Origin of the sequence: Streptomyces sp. NPDC053076, assembly GCF_044546845.1 — a bacterium.
In the GTDB taxonomy this organism is placed as follows: Bacteria; Actinomycetota; Actinomycetes; order Streptomycetales; family Streptomycetaceae; genus Streptomyces.
Genome location: NZ_JBITZL010000004.1, coordinates 100079 through 123302 on the forward strand (window position 1 = coordinate 100079; position 23224 = coordinate 123302).

19 protein-coding genes and 1 riboswitch are annotated in these 23224 nt (G+C 71.4%); of the genes, 8 read left to right on the top strand and 11 right to left on the bottom strand.

The features are described 5' to 3' along the window. Positions 1-2 precede the first annotated feature (2 nt). The gene (locus ACIGYR_RS17910; protein ID WP_399598410.1) at positions 3-1988 is read left to right on the top strand and encodes a biotin carboxylase N-terminal domain-containing protein; all 1986 of its coding nucleotides are present in this window, start codon (positions 3-5) and stop codon (positions 1986-1988) included. 19 nt (positions 1989-2007) lie between these two features. Here the strand turns inward: ACIGYR_RS17910 and ACIGYR_RS17915 are convergent, their stop codons facing one another. Then, complete coding sequence (locus ACIGYR_RS17915; protein WP_399598407.1) at positions 2008-3174, bottom strand: PotD/PotF family extracellular solute-binding protein; 1167 nt, start codon at positions 3172-3174, stop codon at positions 2008-2010. Positions 3175-3570: 396 nt separating this feature from the next. Continuing rightward, complete coding sequence (locus ACIGYR_RS17920; RefSeq protein ID WP_391847324.1) at positions 3571-5010, bottom strand: gamma-aminobutyraldehyde dehydrogenase; 1440 nt, start codon at positions 5008-5010, stop codon at positions 3571-3573. A 205-nt stretch (positions 5011-5215) separates the two neighbouring features. On the opposite strand from ACIGYR_RS17920, the gene ACIGYR_RS17925 reads away from it, so the two are divergent. The 7 genes from ACIGYR_RS17925 (at position 5216) to ACIGYR_RS17955 (ending at position 12240) form a co-directional block, all read left to right on the top strand. Continuing rightward, positions 5216-5737, top strand: coding sequence for an Lrp/AsnC family transcriptional regulator (locus tag ACIGYR_RS17925; protein ID WP_391847322.1), 522 nt, complete (start codon positions 5216-5218; stop codon positions 5735-5737). A 2-nt stretch (positions 5738-5739) separates the two neighbouring features. Beyond that, positions 5740-7104: an aspartate aminotransferase family protein gene (locus ACIGYR_RS17930; RefSeq protein WP_391847320.1), complete on the top strand. Its 1365-nt coding sequence runs from the start codon at positions 5740-5742 to the stop codon at positions 7102-7104. A gap of 211 nt (positions 7105-7315) precedes the next feature. Continuing rightward, the gene (locus ACIGYR_RS17935; RefSeq protein WP_399598404.1) at positions 7316-8056 is read left to right on the top strand and encodes an ABC transporter ATP-binding protein; all 741 of its coding nucleotides are present in this window, start codon (positions 7316-7318) and stop codon (positions 8054-8056) included. Beyond that, positions 8038-9669, top strand: coding sequence for a hypothetical protein (locus tag ACIGYR_RS17940; RefSeq protein ID WP_399598402.1), 1632 nt, complete (start codon positions 8038-8040; stop codon positions 9667-9669). The genes ACIGYR_RS17935 and ACIGYR_RS17940 overlap by 19 nt, the downstream gene beginning before the upstream one ends. Before the next feature lie 137 nt (positions 9670-9806). Continuing rightward, on the top strand, positions 9807-10214 hold the full coding sequence (locus ACIGYR_RS17945; RefSeq protein WP_399598399.1) for a VOC family protein: 408 nt from the start codon (positions 9807-9809) through the stop codon (positions 10212-10214). Between the two features lie 36 nt (positions 10215-10250). Beyond that, entirely contained in the window at positions 10251-11375 is a 1125-nt protein-coding gene (locus tag ACIGYR_RS17950; RefSeq protein WP_399598396.1) for an LOG family protein, read from the top strand. A 166-nt stretch (positions 11376-11541) separates the two neighbouring features. Beyond that, positions 11542-12240 carry an LAETG motif-containing sortase-dependent surface protein gene (locus ACIGYR_RS17955; RefSeq protein WP_399598394.1) on the top strand — a complete coding sequence of 233 codons (699 nt, stop codon included), beginning with the start codon at positions 11542-11544 and terminating at the stop codon, positions 12238-12240. Between the two features lie 312 nt (positions 12241-12552). Here ACIGYR_RS17955 and ACIGYR_RS17960 read toward each other — a convergent pair whose 3' ends face one another. The 9 genes from ACIGYR_RS17960 to tsf form a co-directional block, all read right to left on the bottom strand. Beyond that, positions 12553-13572, bottom strand: coding sequence for an ABC transporter ATP-binding protein (locus ACIGYR_RS17960; RefSeq protein WP_399598392.1), 1020 nt, complete (start codon positions 13570-13572; stop codon positions 12553-12555). Continuing rightward, on the bottom strand, positions 13572-15173 hold the full coding sequence (locus ACIGYR_RS17965) for an ABC transporter permease (RefSeq protein WP_399598669.1): 1602 nt from the start codon (positions 15171-15173) through the stop codon (positions 13572-13574). Before ACIGYR_RS17965 ends, ACIGYR_RS17960 begins: the two co-directional genes overlap by 1 nt. Before the next feature lie 47 nt (positions 15174-15220). Then, positions 15221-16303 (bottom strand): thiamine ABC transporter substrate binding subunit, encoded by a 1083-nt coding sequence (locus tag ACIGYR_RS17970; protein WP_399598390.1) that lies wholly within the window; start codon positions 16301-16303, stop codon positions 15221-15223. A gap of 80 nt (positions 16304-16383) precedes the next feature. Beyond that, positions 16384-16491, bottom strand: a riboswitch (TPP riboswitch). Positions 16492-16514: 23 nt separating this feature from the next. Beyond that, positions 16515-17621: a 23S rRNA (adenine(2503)-C(2))-methyltransferase RlmN gene (gene rlmN, locus ACIGYR_RS17975; RefSeq protein ID WP_391847305.1), complete on the bottom strand. Its 1107-nt coding sequence runs from the start codon at positions 17619-17621 to the stop codon at positions 16515-16517. A 96-nt stretch (positions 17622-17717) separates the two neighbouring features. Continuing rightward, positions 17718-18986: a cytochrome P450 gene (locus ACIGYR_RS17980; protein ID WP_399598386.1), complete on the bottom strand. Its 1269-nt coding sequence runs from the start codon at positions 18984-18986 to the stop codon at positions 17718-17720. A 451-nt stretch (positions 18987-19437) separates the two neighbouring features. Further along, positions 19438-20586 (bottom strand): phosphatidate cytidylyltransferase, encoded by a 1149-nt coding sequence (locus tag ACIGYR_RS17985; RefSeq protein WP_399598383.1) that lies wholly within the window; start codon positions 20584-20586, stop codon positions 19438-19440. Then, positions 20586-21143: a ribosome recycling factor gene (frr, locus tag ACIGYR_RS17990; protein WP_391847290.1), complete on the bottom strand. Its 558-nt coding sequence runs from the start codon at positions 21141-21143 to the stop codon at positions 20586-20588. Before frr ends, ACIGYR_RS17985 begins: the two co-directional genes overlap by 1 nt. A gap of 185 nt (positions 21144-21328) precedes the next feature. Beyond that, positions 21329-22087 carry a UMP kinase gene (gene pyrH, locus ACIGYR_RS17995; RefSeq protein ID WP_391847289.1) on the bottom strand — a complete coding sequence of 253 codons (759 nt, stop codon included), beginning with the start codon at positions 22085-22087 and terminating at the stop codon, positions 21329-21331. A 215-nt stretch (positions 22088-22302) separates the two neighbouring features. After that, positions 22303-23139, bottom strand: coding sequence for a translation elongation factor Ts (gene tsf / locus ACIGYR_RS18000; RefSeq protein WP_391847287.1), 837 nt, complete (start codon positions 23137-23139; stop codon positions 22303-22305). Positions 23140-23224: the final 85 nt, after the last annotated feature.

The window sequence follows — 23224 nt, forward strand, 5'->3', positions numbered from 1 at the left end:
TCATGGTGAAACGACTTCTGATCGCCAACCGGGGTGAGATCGCCCGCCGCATCGCCCGCACCTGCCGCCGCCTGGGCATCGAGTACGTCGCCGTCCACTCCGAGGCGGACCGTGCCGCGGCCCACCTCGAGGGCGCCTTCGAGCAGGTCCTGCTCGGCCCCTCCCCCGCGGCCGACAGCTACCTGCGCGTCGACGCCCTGGTCGACGCGGCACTGCGCACCGGCTGCGACGCGGTCCACCCGGGGTACGGATTCCTCTCGGAGAACCCGCGGTTCGCGGCGGCCGTGGCCGAGGCGGGCCTGGTCTTCGTCGGGCCGGGTGCGGACACCATCTCGGCCATGGGCGACAAGGCGACCGCGAAGCGGCTGATGGCCGAGGCGGGCGTGCCGGTGCTGCCGGGTTCGGTGGACGCCACCGAGTCGGCGGCCGAGATACGGGCACACGCGGCCCGCACCGGGTACCCGGTCATCCTCAAGCCGGTCGCCGGAGGCGGCGGCAAGGGAATGCGGGTCATCGAGCGCGAGGACGACCTCGCTGCCGCCGTCGAGGCCGCGGTGCGGCTGGCCCGCGCGAACTTCGGCGACGGGCGCCTGCTGGTCGAACGGTATCTGCGCCGCCCCCGGCACATCGAGGTCCAGGTCTTCGGCGACGCCCACGGCAATGTGCTGCACCTCTTCGAGCGGGAGTGCTCGCTCCAGCGCCGGCACCAGAAGATCGTGGAGGAGGCACCGGCCGTCAACCTGCCGGCGGACGTCCGCCAGGCCCTGCTGTCGGCGGCCGTACGCGGGGCGCGGGCCATCGGCTACGTCAACGCGGGCACGTTCGAGTTCGTCCTCGACCGCACCGGGGAGTTCTTCTTCCTGGAGGTCAACACCCGTCTCCAGGTCGAGCATCCGGTCACCGAGGCCATCACCGGGCTGGACCTGGTCGAGTGGCAGCTGCGGGTCGCGGCGGGCGAGGAACTCCCGCTGTCGCAGGACGAGATCACCTCCTCCGGTCACGCCGTCGAGGTCCGCGTGTACGCCGAGGACCCCGACGCGGAGTTCCGCCCCGCCCCCGGCCGGATACTGGACGCCCGATGGCCCACCGGCCTCCGGGTGGACGCGGCCTTCGACACCACGGGCGACGTCCCGGTCTTCTACGACCCGATGATCGCCAAGCTGGTCGCGCACGGCCCGGCCCGCCCGGCGGCACTCGCCCGGCTGCGGCACGCGGTACGCGACACCGCCGTCCTCGGCCTCACCACCAACCTGGGGTTCCTCGCCGACCTGCTGGACGACACCCGGGTGAGCGCCGGGCTGCTCGACACCCACCTGGTGGACGAGTTCACCGCCCGGGCCGCCGAACAGCCCCGGGACCTGGAGCCACTGGCGGCGGCCTGCGCCGCGGCGATGGCCCTGCCCGCCCGGCCCCCCGGCGCCACGGCGGAATCACCCTGGAGCGGGAGCCTCGGCGCGCTGGACCGCGAACTGCTCGACCCACGAGCCCCGTTGGGTCGCGTCGCCTGCCGCGTCGGCAGCCGCCCGCTGGAGGCGGCGCTGCTCTCCCGGCGGGCCGGCGCGCTCACGGTGGCGGTGGCCGGCGAACGGTACGGCGTCACCTGCGCGCCGGACGGGGCACTGGTGCGCGGTACGGCCGGCGAGGTGCGGTGGGCCGGTCTGCGCCGGGCCGACGGCCTCGAACTGGTCGTGGACGGCCGCCGCGTCGCCCTGACGCTCGCCGTCGCCGGCGAGGACGACGGCGCGGCCGGCACCGGCGCCGTCACCTCCCCCATGCCGGGCACGGTGGTCCAACTCCCCGTCGGAGCGGGTGACCTCGTGCGGCAGGGCGACACGGTGGCGATCGTCGAGGCGATGAAGATGGAGAACCGGGTGCTCGCCCCCGCCGCGGGTGTGGTGGAGGAGATCCGCTGCGCCGTGTCCGAGATCGTCACCGCGGACCAGATCCTGGTCGTCATCGGCCCGGAGCCGCGGGAGACTCCCGGATGAGCCGCCGGTCCCGGTGCCGCTACAGCCCCACGATCTTGTTCCACCGCCGGGCGTATTCCGTCCGTTCCGTGGACGTGATGTCCCGGGCGACGGCGAGGCGCTTACGCATCCCGGCGTCCGGGAAGATCAGGGTGTTGTCGGCGAGGGCGGCGGTGTCCGCGTCGTCGGCGTCGGCCAGGATCTCCCGGGCCGCCGGGACGGGGCAGACGTAGTTGACCCAGGCGGCGAGTTTGGCGGCGACCTCGGGGTCGTAGTAGTAGTCGATCAGGCGCTCGGCGTTGGCCTTGTGGCGGGCCCGGTTGGGGATCATCAGGGAGTCCGACCACAGTTCGGCGCCCTCCTCGGGGACGACGAAGCGGATGTCGGGGTTGTCCGCCTGGAGCTGGATGACGTCGCCCGAGTACGCCTGGCAGGCCAGGACGTCCCCGCTGACCAGGTCCTTGGTGTAGTCGTTGCCGGTGAAGCGGCGGATCTGGCCCCGGTGGACCTCCCGCTCGACCTGGTCGCAGACCTCGTGGAAGTCGTCCGCGGTCCAGCGGGTGATGTCCACGCCGTTGCCCTGCATGAGCAGCGCGAACGACTCGTCCAGGCCGGACAGCAGGGTCACGCGGCCCTTGAGGTCCTTCGCCCAGAGGTCCTTCACGGTGCGGATCTCGCGGCCGAGCTTGCGGTGGTTGTAGGCGATGCCGGTGATGCCCGACTGGTAGGGCACCGTGCAGCGGCGGCCCTTGTCGAAGGCGGGCGACCGGAGCAGCGGGTCGAGGTACTTCGCCACGTTCGGCTGCTGGGCGCGGTCCATCTCCTGGACCCACCCGAGCCGGACGTACCGGGCGCACATCCAGTCACTGATGACGATCAGGTCGCGGCCGGTGGACTGGTGGTTCATCAGCGAGGGGCTGATCTTGCCGAAGAACTCGTCGTTGTCGTTGATCTCCTCCACGTAGTCGACGGAGATCCCGGTGCGCTTCCCGAACCCCTCGAGTGTCGGCCGCCGGTTGGGGTTGTCGTCGTCGGTGTCGATGTAGAGCGGCCAGTTCGCCCAGGTCAGTCTCTTGTCGGCCGTGGACTCGTCGGCGACGGCCCGGTCGCCGGGCTGGACGTAGGCGGCGGGCACCCCGCAGCCGGCCAGGGCGCCGAGCACCGCGGTGCCACCGAGGGCGCGCAGCAGGGAACGGCGGGACGACATGGTCGTACGAGAAGATGTCTGGGCCACCCCGGAAGCATGCCGCCCCGCCGGGCAAGCGGACAATCGACGGTGCGTCGAGCGGGCCGGTGCCTGCCCGACACCTTGTCGACACCTCGTCGCACGCGGGGAGCGCGGGGAGCGCAGGGAGCGGGGGGAGCGGGGGGGGAGCGACAACGCGGCGGCCCCGGACGGGAGGTGTCCTGTCCGGGGCCGCTCTGCTGTCCTGGCGACCAGCCGCCTCGCGACCAGCCGACCTGTCGACCTGTCGACCAGCCAACCTGCCGCCCAGCCGTCGCATTGACCCGTCGTCACCTTGACCGGCCGTCATCTGACCGGCTGTCATGTCGAACGGCGGTCATGCCGAACGGCCGGCCTCGCGGTCAGCTGGTCCGGCGATCAGTGGTCCAGGGACGTCATCACGTGCTTGATGCGCGTGTAGTCCTCGAAGCCGTACGCCGACAGGTCCTTGCCGTAGCCGGACTTCTTGAAGCCACCGTGCGGCATCTCGGCGACCAGCGGGATGTGGGTGTTGATCCACACGCAGCCGAAGTCGAGCTTCTTGGACATGCGCATCGCGCGGGAGTGGTCCTTGGTCCACACCGAGGAGGCGAGGGCGTACTCGACGCCGTTGGCCCACTGCACGGCCTGGTCCTCGTCGGCGAAGGACTGGACCGTGATGACCGGGCCGAAGACCTCGTTCTGGATGATCTCGTCGTCCTGCTTCAGGCCGGAGACGACGGTCGGGGCGTAGAAGTAGCCCTTGTCGCCCACCTGCTGGCCGCCCGCCTCGACCTTGGCGTGGGCCGGCAGCCGGTCGATGAAGCCGGAGACCTGCTTGAGCTGGTTGGGGTTGTTCAGCGGGCCGAAGAGGACGTCCTCGTCGTCCGGCTGACCGGTCTTCGTCTCGGACGCCGCCTTCGCCAGCGCGGCGACGAACTCGTCGTGGATGGACTCCTGGACGAGGACGCGGGTCGCGGCCGTACAGTCCTGGCCGGCGTTGAAGAAGCCCGCGACGGAGATGTCCTCGACGGCCTTGGCGATGTCGGTGTCCTCGAAGACGACGACCGGGGCCTTGCCGCCCAGCTCCAGGTGGACCCGCTTGACGTCCTTGGAGGCGGACTCGGCGACCGAGATGCCCGCGCGGACGGAGCCGGTGATCGAGGCCATCGCGGGGGTCGGGTGCTCGACCATCGCGCGGCCGGTGTCGCGGTCGCCGCAGATGACGTTGAAGACGCCCTTGGGGAGGATCGAGCCGATGATGTCGGCGATCAGCACGGTGGAGGCGGGGGTGGTGTCCGACGGCTTGAGGACGACCGTGTTGCCCGCGGCGATGGCCGGGGCGAACTTCCACACGGCCATCATCATCGGGTAGTTCCACGGGGCGACCTGCGCGCAGACGCCGACCGGCTCACGGCGGATGATCGAGGTCAGGCCCTCCATGTACTCGCCGGCCGAGCGGCCCTCGAGCAGCCGGGCCGCACCCGCGAAGAAGCGGATCTGGTCGACCATCGGCGGGATCTCCTCGGAGCGGGTCAGCCCGACGGGCTTGCCCGTGTTCTCCACCTCGGCCGCGATCAGTTCCTCGGCGCGCTCCTCGAACGCGTCCGCGATCTTCAGCAGCGCCTTCTGCCGCTCGGCCGGCGTGGTGTCGCGCCAGGCCGGGAAGGCGCGGGCGGCGGCCTCCATGGCGGCGTCCACGTCCGCCTGGCCGGACAGTGGCGCGGTGGCGTACGCCTCGCCCGTCGCGGGGTTGACCACCTCGGTGGTCCGTCCGTCGGCGGCGTCCCGGAACTCACCGTCGATGTAGTTGCGCAGACGACGCAGCTCGGTGCTCACTGCCGGCCTCCTGATCTGGTTCGAGGGTTCGAGCGTCCAGCCTGTCCAGCCTGCTCGGGCTGTCCAATCGCTGAGACACCCCACCCTAATCGCCGTACCCGCGTTTTCAACACCCCCACCGCCATCGGTTCTGCGAAATCCGCAAGGTCTTGACCCGCAAACAACGAATTTCATCGCTCGGGCCTTGCAAAACTATCGAGACGTCGTGCAGAGTGAGGTCGTGGCCAGTCGAAGCGCAGACCAGAGGGACTCGTCCCGCGAGTCCAGGAACGGCGGCAGTCCCCAGCTGGACGCCGTCTCCCTCGCCATCATCCAGCAGCTCCAGGAGGACGGCCGCCGGCCGTACGCCGCGATCGGCAAGGCCGTCGGCCTGTCCGAGGCGGCCGTGCGCCAGCGCGTCCAGAAGCTGCTGGACCAGGGCGTGATGCAGATCGTCGCCGTCACGGACCCGCTCACCGTGGGCTTCCGCCGGCAGGCGATGGTCGGGATCAACGTCGAGGGCGATGTCGAGTCGATCGCGGACGCGCTGACTGTCATGTCGGAAGTCGAGTACGTGGTGATGACCGCGGGCTCGTTCGACATCCTCGCCGAGATCGTCTGCGAGGACGACGACCACCTGCTGGACGTCATCAACAAACGCATCCGGGCGCTGCCCGGCGTGCGCTCCACCGAAAGCTTCGTCTACCTGAAGCTGAAGAAGCAGACCTACATGTGGGGAACCCGATAACCGTGAGTTCAAAGGACCTCAGCAAGACCGCGTACGACCACCTGTGGATGCACTTCACCCGCATGTCCTCGTACGAGAACTCCCCCGTCCCGACCATCGTCCGGGGCGAGGGCACCTACATCTACGACGACAAGGGCAAGCGCTACCTGGACGGTCTCGCGGGCCTGTTCGTGGTCCAGGCCGGTCACGGCCGCACCGAGCTCGCCGAGGCCGCCGCCAAGCAGGCCCAGGAGCTCGCCTTCTTCCCGGTGTGGTCCTACGCCCACCCCAAGGCCGTCGAACTGGCCGAGCGCCTGGCCCACGAGGCCCCCGGCGACCTGAACAAGGTCTTCTTCACCACCGGCGGCGGCGAGGCCGTCGAGACCGCGTGGAAGCTCGCCAAGCAGTACTTCAAGCTCCAGGGCAAGCCCACCAAGTACAAGGTCATCTCGCGTGCGGTCGCCTACCACGGCACCCCGCAGGGCGCCCTGTCCATCACCGGCCTGCCGGCCCTGAAGGCCCCCTTCGAGCCGCTGGTGCCGGGCGCGCACAAGGTGCCGAACACCAACATCTACCGCGCCTCGATCTTCGGTGACGACCCCGAGGCCTTCGGCCGCTGGGCCGCCGACCAGATCGAGCAGCAGATCCTCTTCGAGGGCCCGGAGACCGTCGCCGCGGTCTTCCTGGAGCCCGTGCAGAACGCCGGCGGCTGCTTCCCGCCCCCGCCCGGCTACTTCCAGCGCGTGCGCGAGATCTGCGACCAGTACGACGTGCTGCTCGTGTCGGACGAGGTCATCTGCGCCTTCGGCCGCCTCGGCACGACGTTCGCCTGTGACAAGTTCGGCTACATCCCGGACATGATCACCTGCGCCAAGGGCATGACCTCGGGCTACTCCCCGATCGGCGCCTGCATCGTCTCGGACCGGCTCGCCGAGCCGTTCTACAAGGGCGACAACACCTTCCTGCACGGCTACACCTTCGGTGGCCACCCGGTGTCCGCCGCGGTGGGCCTCGCCAACCTCGACCTGTTCGAGCGCGAGGGCCTCAACCAGCACGTGCTGGACAACGAGGGCGCCTTCCTGAAGACCCTGCAGAAGCTGCACGACCTGCCGATCGTCGGCGACGTCCGCGGCAACGGCTTCTTCTACGGCATCGAGCTGGTGAAGGACAAGAACACCAAGGAGTCCTTCAACGACGAGGAGACCGAGCGCGTCCTGTACGGCTTCCTCTCCAAGGCGCTGTTCGACAACGGCCTGTACTGCCGTGCCGACGACCGTGGCGACCCGGTCATCCAGCTCGCCCCGCCGCTGATCTCCAACCAGGAGACGTTCGACGAGATCGAGCAGATCCTGCGGGCCACCCTCACCGAGGCGTGGACGAAGCTCTGAGTCGTCAGCGGCGACTGTGATCATCCGATGGGATGATCGACCCGGCCCCGGCGCCGTCCGTTCGAGTGAGAACGGCGGCCCGGGGCCGTGTGCTGTCCGGGCTCCCGTCCGGGACCTGCCTAGCGTGCCAGTGACCGATCAGCCCAGCCTTCGTTCCCCCGCACGGGGGAACAGGCACGGGGAAAACGGATCAGAACCGAGGTGTACGCCCATGGAGGCCCCGCCGGACAACGACGTGCTCTGGGCACGCTCCCTGCACTTCACGCACCGCGACGGCTCTCCCGGTCTGGCCGGGGTCTCGCTCGGCGTACGGGAGGGCGAGATCCTCGCCGTCAGCGGACCGCGCGGCAGCGGCAAGACGACTTTGCTGCGCTGCCTGTCCGGCCTGGTGCCGGTGCGCTGCGGAGAGGTCTGGTTCAACAGCTCCCCCGTGCACACCCTCGGCCCCGTGGCCCGCGAGCGGCTGCGCCGGGACCGCTTCGGCTGGATCGACCCCGAGCCGGTCCTGGTGCCCGAGCTGAACGTCTGGGAGAACGCCGCGCTCCCGCTGATGCTGCGCGGCGCCGGCCGCCGCCGTGCCAAGGTGGCCGCGCTGGAGTGGCTGGAGCGCCTGGACGTCGGCGACCGGGCCCGCAGCCGCCCGCACGAGCTGCGGCACGCCGAGCGTCAGCGCGTCGCCGTCGCCCGCGCGCTCGCCCCCGGGCCCACGATCCTCTTCGCCGACGAGCCCACGGCCCCCCTGCACCACACCGACCGCACCCATGTGCTGCGCACCCTCGCCACGGCCGCCCGCTCGCACGGCATCACGGTCGTCCTCGCCACGCACGACCCCGACACCGCCGCCCTCGCCGACCGTACGGTGGCCCTGCTGGACGGGCGGCGCGTCCACACCGTGCACCTGCCCGAGGCACCCGACGCGGAAGGCCGGGCCGCGTGCTCGCTCTCCGTCTGACCCGTGCCGCCCGGCCCGCCGTCCAGCTGCGCCGTCTGCTGGTGGCCGCGGCCTCGGCGGGGACCGGCTTCCTGCTCCTGGCCTGCCTCAGCCACGCGCTGAAACACCCGGACGCGGCGGGCGCCGCCGCGCTGCGCCTCGCCTGGTGCGCGGTGCCGCTCGCCGCCACGGTGTACCTCGCGCTCGCCGTCGCCCGTACCGACCCCGGCACCCGGCCGCGCCCCGGCCTGTCCGCCGTGGGTCTGGGGCCGGCCCGCCTCATGGCCGTCTCCGCCCTGACGACGGCCCTGTCCTGCACCCTGGGCTCGATGCTGGCCCTGCTGGTCTTCCTGCACCTGCGCGGCGACCTGACGGGCATGCCGTTCGACGGCGCGGCGCCGAACCTCCTGGCCGCGGACCGCCCCCTCCCCCTCCCGGCGACGCTGACCCTGCTGGCCCTGCTCCCGGCCACGGCGACCACGACGGTGGCCGCCGCCCTCCGCCCCCGGGACCCCCGCCCGGCCGTGCGGGGTCCCCGGGGGTTCGGCCGCTTCGGGGCGTACAGCGACGCGACGGCGAAGGAGACGTTCGGGGCGTACGGACGATTCGGCGCCCGCTTCGGCCGGCGACCGCCGGGGGGCGCCGACAAGGGGGACCAGGCCGCCCGCCGGCATACCGGGAGCACCGAGGACGGCGAGCGGCCCGGCAACCCGCACGCGACACGCACCGAGAACGCCGAACGGCCCGGCAACCCGCACGCGACACGCACCGAGAACGCCGAACGGCCCGGTGGCCCGCACGCGGCAAGCACCGAGAACGCCGAACGGCCCGGCAACCCGCACGCGACACGCACCGAGGACGGCGAGCGGCCCGGTGGCCCGCGCGCGGGCGGCGCGGACGGCGGCGAGCAGTCTCCGCGTGATCCCGCGGCCGGTCCTGCCGCCGCCGGGGCGGCTCCCGTCCCGCGGAGGGAGGGCAACCAGGCCGCAGCGGGCAGTGTGACCGGCTCCGAGGCCCCCGCGCCGGACGCCGACCGGGCCGGCCCCTCCCGGCCTCCCGGACGCGTCCCCGCCGACCTCCCCTGGGGCGTGGCCCTCGTCACCGCCGGCCTGGCCGTGCAGTCGTACGCGGGCCGCTTCGATCCCACCCCCGCCCTCGCCGTACTCTGCGGCTGGCTCCTCACCGGCACCGGCCTCGTCCTGGCCGCGCCCGGCCTCACCCACCTCTGCGGCCTGCTCCTGCAGTCCACCCGCCCGGGCGCGCTCCGGCTGCTCGCCGGCCGGGTCCTCATGACGGAGGCCGCCCGGATCGGCCGCCCCCTCGGCGTGGTCTGCGCGGTCGCGTCCGCCGGCTACGCCATGACCGCCCTGCACGACGGCTCGGCCCGCGCCTTCGGACCGCTGTCCGCCCTCGGCGCTCTCGTCGTCGCCGGCTCCACGGTCGCCACCCTCCTGACCGCGGCCGTGGAGGCCCGCCAGTGCCGCGCCGACACCACCGCCGCGCTGCTCCGCCTCGGCGCGCCCGCCACCATGCTGCGCGGGGCCGCCGCCCTCCGCACGGTCGCCCTGCTGGCCCTGTTCGGCCCGCTCACCCTGCTGATCGCCGGGTTGTCGGCACTGCCCGTGGCCCGCTGACCACCGGCCGGGTCTCCCCCGGCCCGCCGGAAAAAGTCGGGAAAAAAGATCGCCGGGCGCCGATGAGTCCGCGGCGGCCCGCCGGTCTACCCCCCGAACGTGACGCACCGCGCACCACCCCGATGGGAGAGACCCGCATGTACCAGCAGATGATCTTCGTGAACCTGCCCGTGAACGATCTCGACGCCTCGAAGAAGTTCTTCACGGAACTCGGCTACACGCTCAACCCCCAGTTCAGCGACGAGAACGCGGCTTCCGTGGTGATCAGCGACACCATCGTCGCGATGCTGCTGACCAAGCCGTTCTACGCGACCTTCACCAAGAAGGAGATCGCCGACGCGACGACCACCAGCGAGGTGCTGATCTGCCTGAGCGCCAAGAGCCGGGAGAAGGTGGATGAACTGGTCGACAGGGCGATCGCGGCCGGGGGCACGGCGAGCGGCCAGGTCCAGGACCACGGCTGCATGTACGGCCGTGCCTTCGACGACCTCGACGGCCACACCTGGGAGGTCATGTGGATGGACCCGGCGGCCGTCCAGGGCTGACCCCCACGGCCCGAAGGTCCGTGCCAGCATGGGCGGGTGCATCCGACACCCGCCCAGCCGCCCCGCGCCACCCACGACCGCGAGATAGAGTCCCTCGCCGAGTTCGACGAGGTGGTCGCCGAGCACGGCTCGCTCGCCCAGTTCCGTGTCCAGGCCGTCGATTTGACCGGCCGCACCGCCGTTCTGCTCCGTCTCGACACCACCGGTGCCGTCTTCCTCGGCTGCCCGATGGACGCCGAGGCCGCCGCCCATGTCCGATCGGCCGGGGCCCTGGTGTTCCCGCCGGTCCCGGGTCTCCCCTTCGACCCGTACCGGGGCTTCGTCTACACGCCCGACGAGTTGTTCGAGTCGCTGGACGAGGGGTACGAGGCCACACCGGACGCGCGGGCCTACGCCTGGTTCCAGCGGACGAAGGCCGACGGTGACATCTTCGCCTCCATGCTCCGCGCCGTCCACGACGACGCCGTCTCCGATGCGCTGGACGAACTCCTCGCCGACACCCCGGTGGTGGGTGTCATGGGTGGCCACGCGATGGCCCGCGGGACCGACTCCTACGCCGGTGCCGCCCGGCTCGGCCGCGAACTGACCCGTGCCGGGTTCACGGTGGCCACCGGCGGCGGCCCGGGCGCGATGGAGGCGGCCAACCTCGGCGCGTACGCCGCCCCGTTCGCCGACGGCATGCTCGACGACGCGCTCCGGCTGCTCGCCAAGGCCCCCTCGTTCCGGCCGTCCGTCACGGACTGGGCGCGGGCCGCCTTCGAGGTGCGCGAGCGCTGGCCGGGCGGCGGGACGTCGGTGGGCATCCCCACCTGGTTCTACGGCCACGAGCCGCCGAACGCCTTCGCCGCGCACCTCGCCAAGTACTTCGCCAACGCCACCCGCGAGGACGGCCTGCTGGCCCGCTCCACCGCCGGGGTGGTGTTCCTGCCGGGCGCCGCCGGGACCGTACAGGAGATCTTCGACAACGCGACGCCCAACTACTACGAGTCGCGCGGCGAGCCGACCCCGATGGTGCTCGTGGACAGCGAGCACTGGACGCGGAAGCTGCCGGCCTGGCCGTTGCTCCAGTCGCTGGCACGGGGACGGGCGATGGAGTCCCGTATCGCCCTCGTTGACCGGATCGAGCAGGCGCCGGAGGCGATCAAACGTCTGGGCGGTTAATAAGCGAGCAAAGTCAACGACCGTTGGCGGCATATGCGTTGACACTGCTGACGCGGCACTTATAAACCTGTGAGCCTCTTGGGGGTGCCGGGGCCTCACCTCATCCGTCGCTCCGACTCCCCCTCAACCCCCCGCAATTGCACTCTGTAAAGGACAAACGTTGTCCATGACTCGCCGTAGCGTACGCCGTTCCGTGCGCCTCCTGGGTGTCGCCTCCGGGTCGACGGCGCTGGTGCTGGGCCTGGCCGGCTCCGCTCTCGCCTGCAACATCAAGGACTTCTCCGCCGAAGCCAAGTGCGACGGCGACAAGGGCGTCATCGTCGTCACCGACACGGACCCCTCCGCCGTCGACGCCACCGTCAGCGTCTTCCTCAAGGGCGTCGGCGGCATAGAGACGAAGGTCGGCGAGCAGCCGGTCAAGGGGTCGAAGCAGGGCACCCGGATCACCTTCGCGGAGGACTGGAAGCCGAACGCCACCTACCGGGTCCACGTCAAGGCCGACAAGGCCGTCGACGAGGACATCCAGCCCGACCTGGTGACCCCGTCCACCGCCTGCAAGACCGAGAGCCAGACCCCGACGCCGCCGGCCAGCATGACGCCGTCGCCGTCCCCCTCCAAGTCCGCGTCCGCGTCCGCGCCGCCCGAGTCGGCGACCCCGACCCCGTCGGCCTCCGAGTCCAGCTCCGCCCCGGCGGGCACCTCGAACAACGCGCCGTCCCCGGCGGCCGGTGACTCCAACCTCGCCGAGACCGGTGCGAGCTCCAACACCGGTCTGATCGCCGGTCTCGCGGCGGCGCTGGTCGTCGTCGGCGGTGGCGCGGTCTGGTTCGGCATGCGCCGCCGTGGCGCGAGCCGCAACGGCTGACGCCCGGCGGTGTACCGCGCCCGAACCTGGAGCGCGGTACACCGGCTGACGTCTCACCCGGTACCGCGTCGCGGCCCGTCCCCCTATCCCCAGGGGACGGGCCGCGGTCGCGTCCGGCCCACCCGGGTCAGCCGAAGGTGGCCCGCTCCGGCCAGAACTCCGGCAGCGACCAGTCCGGGCAGGTCGGCACGGTGGCCGAGAGGTCGGCGCACGAGGTCACCACGGCTCTCAACTGTGCGACCTGAAGGAGGATTTCATCGCAGTGACGGTCATGCGCGAGCAAAGGCATGGCCGCACCCCAGAGGCGAGCGTTCAGTCCAGCACGACGATTTCGGCGACGTCGAACTCCACGCCGGCCGAGTCGCCGGGCTCCGGTGCGTCCCGCAGCGCGCAGGCCGCCTCCAGTCGAGGACCGTCCCCCGGCTGGAGGTGGACGGCCACATGGGTGCCCCTGAAGGTCCGCGCGGTCACCGTGCAGGGCAGACCCTGGTCGGCCGGCACGAGCCGGACCCCGGCGGGGCGCACGAGGACCGTGCGGCTGCCCTGCGCCGAGCCGTCCGGCACGGGCAGCTTGCCCCACGGGCTGTCGGCGGCCGTGCCGGCGACGGTCGCCGGGACCACGTTCTCGAAGCCGAGGAAACGGGCCACGAACGCGTCGGCGGGCCGCTGCCACACCTCGACCGGCGTCCCGGACTGCGCGATCCGCCCGTCCCGCATCACCACCACCCGGTCGGCCAGCGCGAACGCCTCGCCCTGGTCGTGGGTCACGGCGAGCACGGTCGTCCCCAACCGGCCGAACAGCTCCCGGAGCTCGACCACCAGCCGTTCGCGCAGCGAGCGGTCGAGCTGGCCGAGCGGCTCGTCCAGCATGAGCAGCCGGGGCCGGGGCGCGAGCGCCCGGGCGAGGGCCACGCGCTGCTGCTCGCCGCCGGACAGGGAGGCCACGGCCCGCCGGGCGGCTCCCGGCAGCCCGACCAGCTCCAGCAACTGACCTACTTCGCCATCCCGTTCGCTCTTGCCGACACCGTGCATGCGCAGCCCGAACGCCACGTTCGCGCCGACATCCCGCTGCGGGAACAGCTGGTGGTCCTGGAACATCAGCCCGACGCCCCGCTTGTGCGCCGGTACGCCCGTCTGGTCCCGGCCGGCGAGCAACACCCGCCCGGAGTCCAGCCGCTGCAGTCCGGCGACCGCCCGCAGCAGCGTCGACTTGCCGCTGCCGCTGGGCCCGAGCACGCACACCACCTCGTGCTCGGCGACCTCGAGGCCGACCGCGTCGAGAACGGCCCGGCCGCCGAAGCGCACGGTCGCGCCGTCCAGACTCAGCAGCATCAGAACTCCCCCGTCCGGTCCGTGCGCAGTCGCTCCAGAATGAGCAGCGCGGCGGCGCACACCACCATCAGAATGGTCGAAAGGGCCATCGCCTGGCCGTAGTTGAGGTCGCCGGGGCGGCTCAGCAACCGGGCCACGGCGACCGGGAGGGTCGGGTTGTCGGGCCGGGCGATGAACACGGTCGCCCCGAACTCGCCGAGCGACACGGCGAACGCGAACCCGGCCGCGACCAGCAGCGCCCGCCGCACCAGCGGCAGATCGACCTCCCGCCACACCCGCCAGGGCGAGGCCCCGAGCACGGCCGCCGCCTCCTTGAGCCGGGCGTCCACCGCCCGCAGCACGGGCAGCATGGTCCGTACGACGAAGGGGGCACCGACCAGCGCCTGGGCGAGCGGCACCAGGATCCAGGACTGGCGCAGGTCCAGCGGCGGCTTGTCGAGTGCGATCAGGAAGCCGAAGCCGACGGTCACGGCGGAGACGCCGAGCGGCAGCATCAGCAGCGCGTCGAAGCCCCGCACCAGCCGTCCCGCATCCCGGCGGGCCAGCGCGGCGGCGGCGAGACCTCCGATCACCACGGCGATGGCGGTGGCGGCGACGGCGTACTCCAGCGAGGTCCACACGGCGTGCACGGGCGCCACCAGGAACGTACCGCCGTCGGAGTCGGTCAGCGCCCGGTAGTAGCCGAAGCCGTCCGCGTCCAGAGAGCGCCGGACGAGGACGCCGAGCGGCAGCACCAGGAGCAGGGTGATGGTGCCGAGGACTCCGGCGAGCAGCGCCCACTGGCGGGCCCCGCGCGGGCGGCGGGCGGTCACCTTCGGGTCGACGAGCCGGAGGGCGGTCTCCCGTCGCCGTACCGTCCAGGCGTGCACGGCGAGGATGGCGCCGACGGCCACGAACTGGACGAGGGTGAGGACGGCGGCCGCGGACAGATCGAAGACATCGGATGTCTGCCGGTAGATCTCCACTTCGAGGGTGGAGAAGGTGGGGCCGCCGAGGATCTGCACGACACCGAAGGAGGTGAAGGTGAACAGGAACACCATCAGCGCGGCGGCGGCCACGGCGGGTGCGAGCGCGGGCAGGGTGACCTTGCGCCAGGCCCGCAGCGGGGAAGCGCCCAGCATCCGCGCGGCCTCCTCCTGCCGGGGATCGAGCTGGGCCCACAACCCGCCGACCGTGCGGACGACCACCGCGTAGTTGAAGAAGACGTGGGCCAGCAGGATGGCCCACACCGTGGTGTCCAGCCGTACGCCCCACAGTTCGTCGAGCAGCCCGCCATGCCCGACAAGGGCGAGGAACGCGCTGCCGGCGACGACGGTCGGCAGCACGAACGGAACCGTGACGACGGCCCTCAGCACCTGCTTGCCGGGGAAGTCGAGCCGGGCGAAGACATGGGCGGCGGGCAGCGCCAGCAGCAGGGTGAGGGCGGTGGAGGCGAGCGCCTGCCAGGTGGTGAACCACAGCACGTGCCGGATGTCCGGCTGCGTGACGACGTCCGCGATCCGCCCGAACCGCCAGGCGCCGTCCACCTTCAGCCCGCGCGCGACGATCGCGGCCACGGGCCAGGCGAAGAACAGCGCGAAGAACGCGACGGGCAGGGCCATCAGCCCGAGCCGTGCCGCGCTCCCGCGCAGGTCCCTCGTGCGGGCGGCTACTTCAGTACGAGCGAGGTCCACGACTTGACCCACTGGTCGCGGTTGGCGGCGATCTCGCCGGGCGCCATGGTCTCGGGATGCTCGGCGGCCGGACCGTACTCGGTGAACTCGGCGGGCACCTTCGCGCCCCGCACCACCGGGTAGACGTACATGTTCAGCGGCATGTCCTCCTGGAATTGCCGGGAGATCAGGAAGTCGACGAACGCCTTGGCGCCCTTGGGGTTCCCGGCGTCGCTGAGCACCCCGGCGAACTCGGTCTGCCGGAAGCAGGTGCCGGTCGCCACCCCCGTCGGGGCGGTGCCGGGCCGCTTCTTGGCGTAGATGACCTCGGCGGGCGGGGAGGAGGCGTACGACACCACGAGCGGCCGGTCGCCGCCCGCCTTCCTGCCCTCGGAGGAGCCGGAGAACTCCTGGTAGTACGCCTGGTCCCAGCCGTCGACGACCTTGACGCCGTTGGCCTTGAGCTTCTTCCAGTAGTCCTGCCAGCCTTCGTCGCCGTAACTGGCGGCGCTGCCGAGCAGGAAACCGAGCCCCGGCGAGGAGGTGGCCGCGTTCTCGGTGACGAGGAGGTTCTTGTACCGGGGCTCGGCGAGGTCGGCGAAGGTCCGCGGCGGGGTCAGCTTGTGCTCGCTGAAGTACGCCTTGTCGTAGTTGACGCAGATGTCGCCGTAGTCGACGGGCGTGACCCGGTGCTTGTCCTTGTCGAGCTGGTAGGCGGCGCCCACCGTGTCGAGGCCCTTGGCCGTGTACGGCTGGAAGAGACCGTTGTCGAGCGCCCGCGACAGCAGGGTGTTGTCGACGCCGAAGAAGACGTCGCCCTGCGGGTTGCCCTTGGTCAGGATCGCCTTGTTGACGGCCTGCCCGGCGTCGCCGTCCTCGAGGACCCTGACGTGGTAGCCGGTCCGCTTCTCGAAGTCCTTGAGCACGTTCTTGGAGACGGCCCACGAGTTGTGGCTGACCAGGGTCACGGTCCTGGGGTCCGAGGAGCCCTTGCCGTCGGACGAGCCGCACCCGGTCAGCGCGGGCACGGCGAGCAGGCCGAGCCCCGCCGCCACGGCCACGAGGGTCTTGTTGTGCACTGGATGTCCTCCTGGGGTGGGCCAGGAAGAGACGCGGCCCTGCCCGGAGTCCCCGAGGGGACCCGGGCAGGGCGCAACAGCTTGAGTGATGACCGAACTTCCTACCCAGAATGACCTGGGCGAGGTTCAGAGGGTCTGCGGCCCGGTTGCCGCACTCTCAGCGCTGTGGCGCTCCCCTGTCGGAATATGAAGATGTGTGGACGTGGCCAGATTACCGCTCGGTGGCCGCGAGCTGGCCACAGGCTCCGTCGATCTCCTGGCCACGGGTGTCGCGGACCGTGACGGGTACCCCGTGCGCGGCGATCGCCTCGACGAACGCCTTCTCGTCCTCCGGCCGCGACGCGGTCCACTTCGACCCCGGCGTGGGGTTCAGCGGGATGAGGTTGACGTGCACGGGCTTGCCCTTGAGCAGCCGGCCGAGCCGGTCGCCGCGCCACGCCTGGTCGTTGATGTCCCGGATCAGCGCGTACTCGATCGACAGCCGGCGGCCCGACTTCTCGGTGTACTCGAACCCGGCGTCCAGCACCTCGCGCACCTTCCACCGTGTGTTCACGGGGACGAGGGTGTCGCGCAGCTCGTCGTCGGGGGCGTGCAGGGAGATCGCGAGCCGGCACTTGAAGCCCTCGTCGGCGAACCGGTGGATGGCCGGCACCAGCCCGACGGTCGAGACGGTGATCCCGCGCTGCGACAGCCCGAGGCCGTCCGGGGCGGGGTCGGTGAGCGCCCGGATGGCGTTGACCACCCGGTTGTAGTTGGCGAGCGGCTCGCCCATCCCCATGAAGACGATGTTGGACAGCCGTGCCGGGCCGCCCGGCACCTCTCCGTCGCGCAGGGCCCGCATCCCGTCCACGATCTGGTGGACGATCTCGGCGGTGGACAGGTTCCGGTCCAGACCCGCCTGCCCGGTGGCACAGAACGGGCAGTTCATCCCGCATCCGGCCTGCGAGCTGATGCACATGGTCACCCGGTCCGGGTACCGCATCAGCACGGACTCGACGAGGGTCCCGTCGAACAGCCGCCACAGCGTCTTCCGGGTGGTCCCCTGGTCGGTGGACAGATGCCGGACGACGGTCATCAACTCCGGGAACAGGGCTTCCTGGAGCTTGGCTCGCGAACCGGCGGGGATGTCGGTCCACTGCTCCGGGTCGTGCGCGTACCGCGCGAAGTAGTGCTGCGCGAGCTGCTTGGCACGGAACGGCTTCTCACCGATCTCGGCCACCGCGTCCTTGCGCTCGGCGGGCGTGAGGTCGGCGAGATGCCGCGGCGGCTTCTTGGCTCCGCGCGGCGCGACGAAAGTGAGTTCTCCGGGCTTAGGCATAGCGTTACCAGTGTCGCAGATCCACTTGGGTGACCTGCGGGGCGAGTACGGGCCTCGTTCGGCGTTCGTCGTCGGTGGCGCGCCCGGGGGCTTTTCTCACCAGGTCACCGGCAGGGTCTTCGGTCCGCGGATCAGGCCCTGGCGCTGGAACTCGACCTCCTCGGGGAGCACGGCCAGCCGGATGCCGGGGAAGCGGGACAGGACGGAGGCGATCATGACCTCGGCCTCCATGCGGGCCATGGCGGCGGCCAGGCAGTGGTGCGGTCCGTGGCCGAAGGCGACGTGCGGGGCGCCCTCGCGGTCGAAGTCCAGGGCGCCGGGGTCGGGGAACGTCCCGGGATCGCGGTTGGCGGCGACATAGGCGTTGTAGACCACGTCACCGGCCCGGATCAGCCGGCCCCGGACCTCGACGTCCTCGGTGGCGACCCGGGGAATGCCGACGCCGTTGCGGTGCGGGACGTAGCGGAACAGCTCCTCCACCGCCCGGGGCAGCAGGTCCGGCTCGCGGCGCAGCCGGTCCAGGTGCTCGGGGTGGGTGAGCAGCGCGTACATCATCGAACCGCTGTTGTTGCGGACCGCGTGACCGCCGCTGACCTGGACGGCGATGGCCAGCGAGATCGCCTCGTCCTCGGTGATCTCGCCCGTGGCGGCGGCCTGCGCCAGCACTCCGGCCAGATCCTCGCGGGGGTCGTCGCGACGGCTCCGGAGCAGCTCGGCGATCCGGGCACGGGTGGCCCCGGCGGCCTCCCGGGCGCGCTCCTTGGACGCGGCGCCCGAGGACAGCAGGGCCTCGCCCGTCGTGGCCCAGTGGTGCCAGTCCTTCTCCGCCACGCCCAGGAAGTCGCGGAGCACCGCGATCGGGAAGGGACCGTGCAGGTGTTCCACAAGGTCGGCGGGGGCGCCGGCGCGTGCCATCCCGGCGAGCAGCTCGGCGGCCCTGCGCTCGGCGAGCGGTCGCAGGCGCCGCATGCTCCCGCCGGTGAACGCGCGGGCGACGACCCGGCGCAGCAAGGTGTGCCGGGGCGGGTCGACGTACTGCACCCCGGCCGTCTGCGAGGCCACCGGCACCGGCCGCATGGTGGTGACCTCGCGGCCGGCGACCTGTGCCCGGGAGAAGCGCGGATCGGAGGTGACGAAGCGGACGTCCTCGTACCGCGTGACCAGCCAGGCCCACCCCTGGCCGTGCGGCAGTGCGATCCGGGTGACGGGCTCGTCGCGCAGCAGCTCGTCCAGGAACGGATCGGGGTCGAGCGCGGGCAGGTCGTCGACGGGCCAGAACCTGACCGGCGGTACGGGCGGACCGACGGCCCTGCCCATCGGGGCCGGGTCGAGCGAGGGGCGGGCGGGTGCGGGGTCGAGGGGCATCGGGCACACTCCGTGCTGCGTCGCCGGGTGGCGGGGGCGGCGGCGGGGGCGGGGGGCGGTCGCAGTGGCGGGGGCGGTCGGGGTCGCGGTGACGGTCGCGGTGACGGGGGCGGTCGCAGTGGCGGGGGCGGTCGCGGTCGCGGGGGCGGTCGCAGTGGCGGGGGCGGTCGCGGTCGCGGTCGCGGTCGGGGTCGGGGTCGGGGTCGGGGTCGCGGTGACGGTGGGACGCCGTCCTCTGAGGGAGTCTGCCGCGAGCCGGCCCCGGCCGCCGATTCATGCTGCGGCATCCGGGTGCGGCTCACCTCGGCGCGCGACACGGCGACGGGCCCCCGCCCTGTGCTCAGGACGGGGGCCCGGAAGACATACGCCGAGCGGCTCACGCGGAGCCGGTGACGGCCCCTGTACCGCTGCCCCGGCGTGGCACCACCGGCGGCCGGACCGCGGCCCGGCCTCAGCTGCTGCCGACGAACACGACCATCAGCAGCCAGACCACCGGTGCCGTGGGCAGGAGTGAGTCCAGGCGGTCCATGATGCCTCCGTGACCGGGGAGCAAGGTGCCCATGTCCTTGATGCCCAGGTCCCGCTTGATCATGGATTCACCGAGGTCACCCAGTGTGGCGCTGGCCGCGACCGCGAGGCCCAGCAGCAGGCCCTGCCACCAGGCGCCGTCGTCGATCAGAAACTGCATGCACAGCGCGCCCGCGACCATCGCGAACAGCACCGCGCCCGCCAGGCCCTCGCGGGTCTTGCCGGGGCTGATGCGCGGGGCGAGCTTGTGCTTGCCGAAGCGCCAGCCGACCGCGTAGGCGCCGGTGTCGCTGACGACCGTCAGCAGCAGGAAGATCAGCACCCGCCAGGGACCGTCGTCGGCGGTGAGCATCAGCGCGACGAACGTGGCGAGGAACGGCACGTAGAACGCCGCGAAGACGCCGGCCGTGACGTCCTTGAGGTAGCCCTCGGGTGGTTCCGTCATACGCCACACCAGAACGGCCAGGGCGGTGAGGGCCATGGCGACCCACGCGCCCTCGGCGCCGCGCACATAGCCGGCGACGACCATCGCCGCTCCGCCGACCGCGAGCGGCACGAGCGGTGCCTTGATGCCCTGGCGCTCCTGGAGCCTGCTGGTCAGCTCCCACAGCCCGACGACGACGGCGACCGCTATGACGCCGACGAACACGGCCTTGACGATGAACAGGGACGCGACGATCAGCACACCGAGCCCGACCCCGACCCCTATGGCCGCGCTCAGGTCACGGCCCGCGCTCTTCTTCTGCGGCGCCGGCGGCGTCTGCGGGACGTCGGGCATGGGCTCCGGGTGCTCCGGGTTCTGGGTCTCGGCCGGGAGTTCCCGGACCTGGAACGTCTCATCTCGGAACAGGGGGCCGCCCGTCCGGGCGGCCCTCCGGTCGTCGTCCTGGTCTCCGCCGTACGCGGGTACGCCGGGCACGTCGGGCACGAGGGGCATGGGGCGAGTCTGCTGCGCCTCAGGCGCATCGTACGCGGGACCCGCCGGGGCAGCCCCCTGGACAGGCCCACCCTCGGTGGGCCCCCAGTAGCCGGTCCGACCCGTCGGCGGCGCTCCCCAGGAAGAGTCGCTCATCAGACTTCGAGCAGCTCCGCTTCCTTGTGCTTCAGAAGCTCGTCCACCTGAGCGACGTACTTGTGCGTGGTGTCGTCGAGCTCCTTCTCCGCACGGCGGCCCTCGTCCTCGCCGACCTCGCCGTCCTTGACGAGCTTGTCGAGGGCTTCCTTGGCCTTGCGGCGCACGGAGCGGATGGACACGCGCGCGTCCTCGGCCTTGGCCTTGGCGACCTTGATGTAGTCGCGGCGGCGCTCCTCCGTCAGCTCGGGGAACACCACACGGATGATGTTGCCGTCGTTGCTGGGGTTGACGCCCAGGTCGGAGTCGCGGATCGCCTGCTCGATGTTGCGCAGTGCGCTCTTGTCGAACGGGGTCACGACCGCCATGCGCGGCTCCGGCACGGAGAACGAGGCCAGCTGGTTGATCGGCGTCAGGGCGCCGTAGTAGTCGGCCACGATCTTGTTGAACATCGCCGGGTGCGCACGGCCGGTGCGGATCGCGGCGAAGTCCTCCTTGGCGACCACGACGGCCTTCTCCATCTTCTCCTCGGCCTCGAGGAGGGTCTCTTCGATCACCACTTGCTCCTGCGTGTCTTGAGTGAGGCCCGGCTGCGGTTCCTCTGTCGGGGCGGCGGCCGGCTGCGTCGCGTCTTCTTCCTGCACGGTTCCCGACCGGCAGGACATTGTCCATCCCCCGGCCAGGGCGCGTCCCGTCCGTCCCCCGGACAGGTGGCGTACCCCGGGCGACGGGGGCGTACCGGTCAGTCCCGGCTGCCCTGGTCACCCACCAGCGTGCCGATCTTCTCACCCTTGACGGCACGGGCGATATTGCCCTCCGCGAGGAGCTCGAAGACGAGGATCGGGAGCTTGTTGTCACGGCACAGTGTGATGGCGGTCGCGTCGGCGACCTTGAGGTCCCGGGTGATGACCTCGCCGTAGCCGAGTGCGTCGAACTTGACGGCGTCCGGGTTGGTCTTCGGGTCGGAGTCGTAGACCCCGTCCACGCCGTTCTTGCCCATCAGCAGCGCCTCGGCGTCGATCTCCAGGGCGCGCTGGGCGGCGGTGGTGTCGGTGGAGAAGTACGGCATGCCCATACCGGCGCCGAAGATGACCACGCGGCCCTTCTCCAGGTGGCGCACGGCACGCAGCGGAATGTACGGCTCCGCGACCTGGCCCATGGTGATGGCGGTCTGCACGCGGGACTGGATGCCCTCCTTCTCCAGGAAGTCCTGGAGGGCGAGGCAGTTCATCACGGTGCCGAGCATGCCCATGTAGTCCGAGCGGGCGCGGTCCATGCCGCGCTGCTGGAGTTCGGCGCCCCGGAAGAAGTTGCCGCCGCCGATGACTACCGCGACCTGGGCCCCGTCGCGCACGACGGCCGCGATCTCGCGGGCGATCTTGTGCACCACATCCGGGTCGACGCCCAGGCCCCCGCCACCGGAGAACGCCTCTCCGGACAGCTTCAGCAGAAACCGGCCGCGCACTTTGCCGTCGTCGCTCTTCTGGGCCTTGGTGGTCATGGGGGATCCCGCCTCTTTCATGTGTTGCACATACGAAGAAGGCCATTGCCGATGGGGTCGCTTTTCGCTCCCATGCGCGGCAATGGCCTCCTCGTCAGATCTGCTGCCGTCCGCACAACGCCCGGGTGTGGCGGTGTGCGCGGACGACTGCGGTCGACCCTACCGGGAATTCCTCGGGGTTTCCCCGGGGGTCACGCGTCGATCGCGGTACGGACTCAGATGCCGACCTTGATGCGCGAGAAGCGCTTCAGGGTGACACCGGCCTCGTCCAGCACCTTCTGGACCGACTTCTTGTTGTCCAGCGCGTACGGCTGGCCGAGCAGCGTGGCGTCCTTGAAGAAGCCGTTGACGCGACCCTCGACGATCTTGGCGATCGCGGCCTCGGGCTTGCCCTCGGCGCGGGTGGTCTCCTCGGCGACGCGACGCTCGGTCTCGACGACCTCGGCCGGGACGTCCTCACGGGAGAGGTACTTCGGCGCGAAGGCGGCGATGTGCTGGGCGACGCCCTTGGCGACCTCGGCGTTGGGCTTGTCGAGCTCGACCAGGACACCGATCTGCGGGGGCAGGTCGGGCATGGTGCGGTGCATGTAGGCGGTGACGTAACCGTCGGTGAACTGCGCGAAGCGGTCCAGGACGATCTTCTCACCGAGGTTGGCGTTGGCCTCGTCCACGAACGCCTGGACGGTCTTGCCGGCCTCGATCTCGGAGGCCAGCAGCGCCTCGAGGTCGGCCGGGACCGTCTTGGCGACGTGCTCGGCGATGGCGTTGGCCACGGCCTGGAACTTCTCGCCCTTGGCGACGAAGTCCGTCTCGCACTTCAGCTCGACGATGACGCCGGAGGAGTTGTCGTCGGCGATGACGGAGACCACGGCGCCGTTCTCGGCCGAGCGGCCCTCGCGCTTGGCGACGCCCTTCTGGCCCTTGATGCGCAGCGCCTCGACGGCCTTGTCGACGTTGCCCTCGGCCTCGTCCAGCGCCTTCTTGCAGTCCATCATGCCGGCGCCCGTGAGCTCACGGAGCTTCTTGACGTCGGCGGCGGTGTAGTTCGCCATGAGTCTGTGAGTCTTTCTCGAAGTCTGGGAGATCTTCTGATCCGCACGGTCTGTCGATCCACAGGTGATCGCGGATCGCGGACGG

Bases quoted from the DNA above. Each gene is read 5' to 3' on its own strand.
- ACIGYR_RS17960 (WP_399598392.1), bottom strand. From the start codon at position 13,572: ATGCTGCTGAGTCTGGACGGCGCGACCGTGCGCTTCGGCGGCCGGGCC.
- tsf (WP_391847287.1), bottom strand. From the start codon at position 23,139: ATGGCGAACTACACCGCCGCCGACGTCAAGAAGCTCCGTGAGCTCACG.
- ACIGYR_RS17965 (WP_399598669.1), bottom strand. From the start codon at position 15,173: ATGGCCCTGCCCGTCGCGTTCTTCGCGCTGTTCTTCGCCTGGCCCGTG.
- ACIGYR_RS17935 (WP_399598404.1), top strand. From the start codon at position 7,316: ATGGAGGCCCCGCCGGACAACGACGTGCTCTGGGCACGCTCCCTGCAC.
- rlmN (WP_391847305.1), bottom strand. From the start codon at position 17,621: ATGCCTAAGCCCGGAGAACTCACTTTCGTCGCGCCGCGCGGAGCCAAG.
- ACIGYR_RS17945 (WP_399598399.1), top strand. From the start codon at position 9,807: ATGTACCAGCAGATGATCTTCGTGAACCTGCCCGTGAACGATCTCGAC.
- pyrH (WP_391847289.1), bottom strand. From the start codon at position 22,087: ATGACCACCAAGGCCCAGAAGAGCGACGACGGCAAAGTGCGCGGCCGG.
- ACIGYR_RS17955 (WP_399598394.1), top strand. From the start codon at position 11,542: ATGACTCGCCGTAGCGTACGCCGTTCCGTGCGCCTCCTGGGTGTCGCC.
- ACIGYR_RS17915 (WP_399598407.1), bottom strand. From the start codon at position 3,174: ATGTCGTCCCGCCGTTCCCTGCTGCGCGCCCTCGGTGGCACCGCGGTG.
- ACIGYR_RS17985 (WP_399598383.1), bottom strand. From the start codon at position 20,586: ATGAGCGACTCTTCCTGGGGAGCGCCGCCGACGGGTCGGACCGGCTAC.
- ACIGYR_RS17910 (WP_399598410.1), top strand. From the start codon at position 3: ATGGTGAAACGACTTCTGATCGCCAACCGGGGTGAGATCGCCCGCCGC.
- ACIGYR_RS17980 (WP_399598386.1), bottom strand. From the start codon at position 18,986: ATGCCCCTCGACCCCGCACCCGCCCGCCCCTCGCTCGACCCGGCCCCG.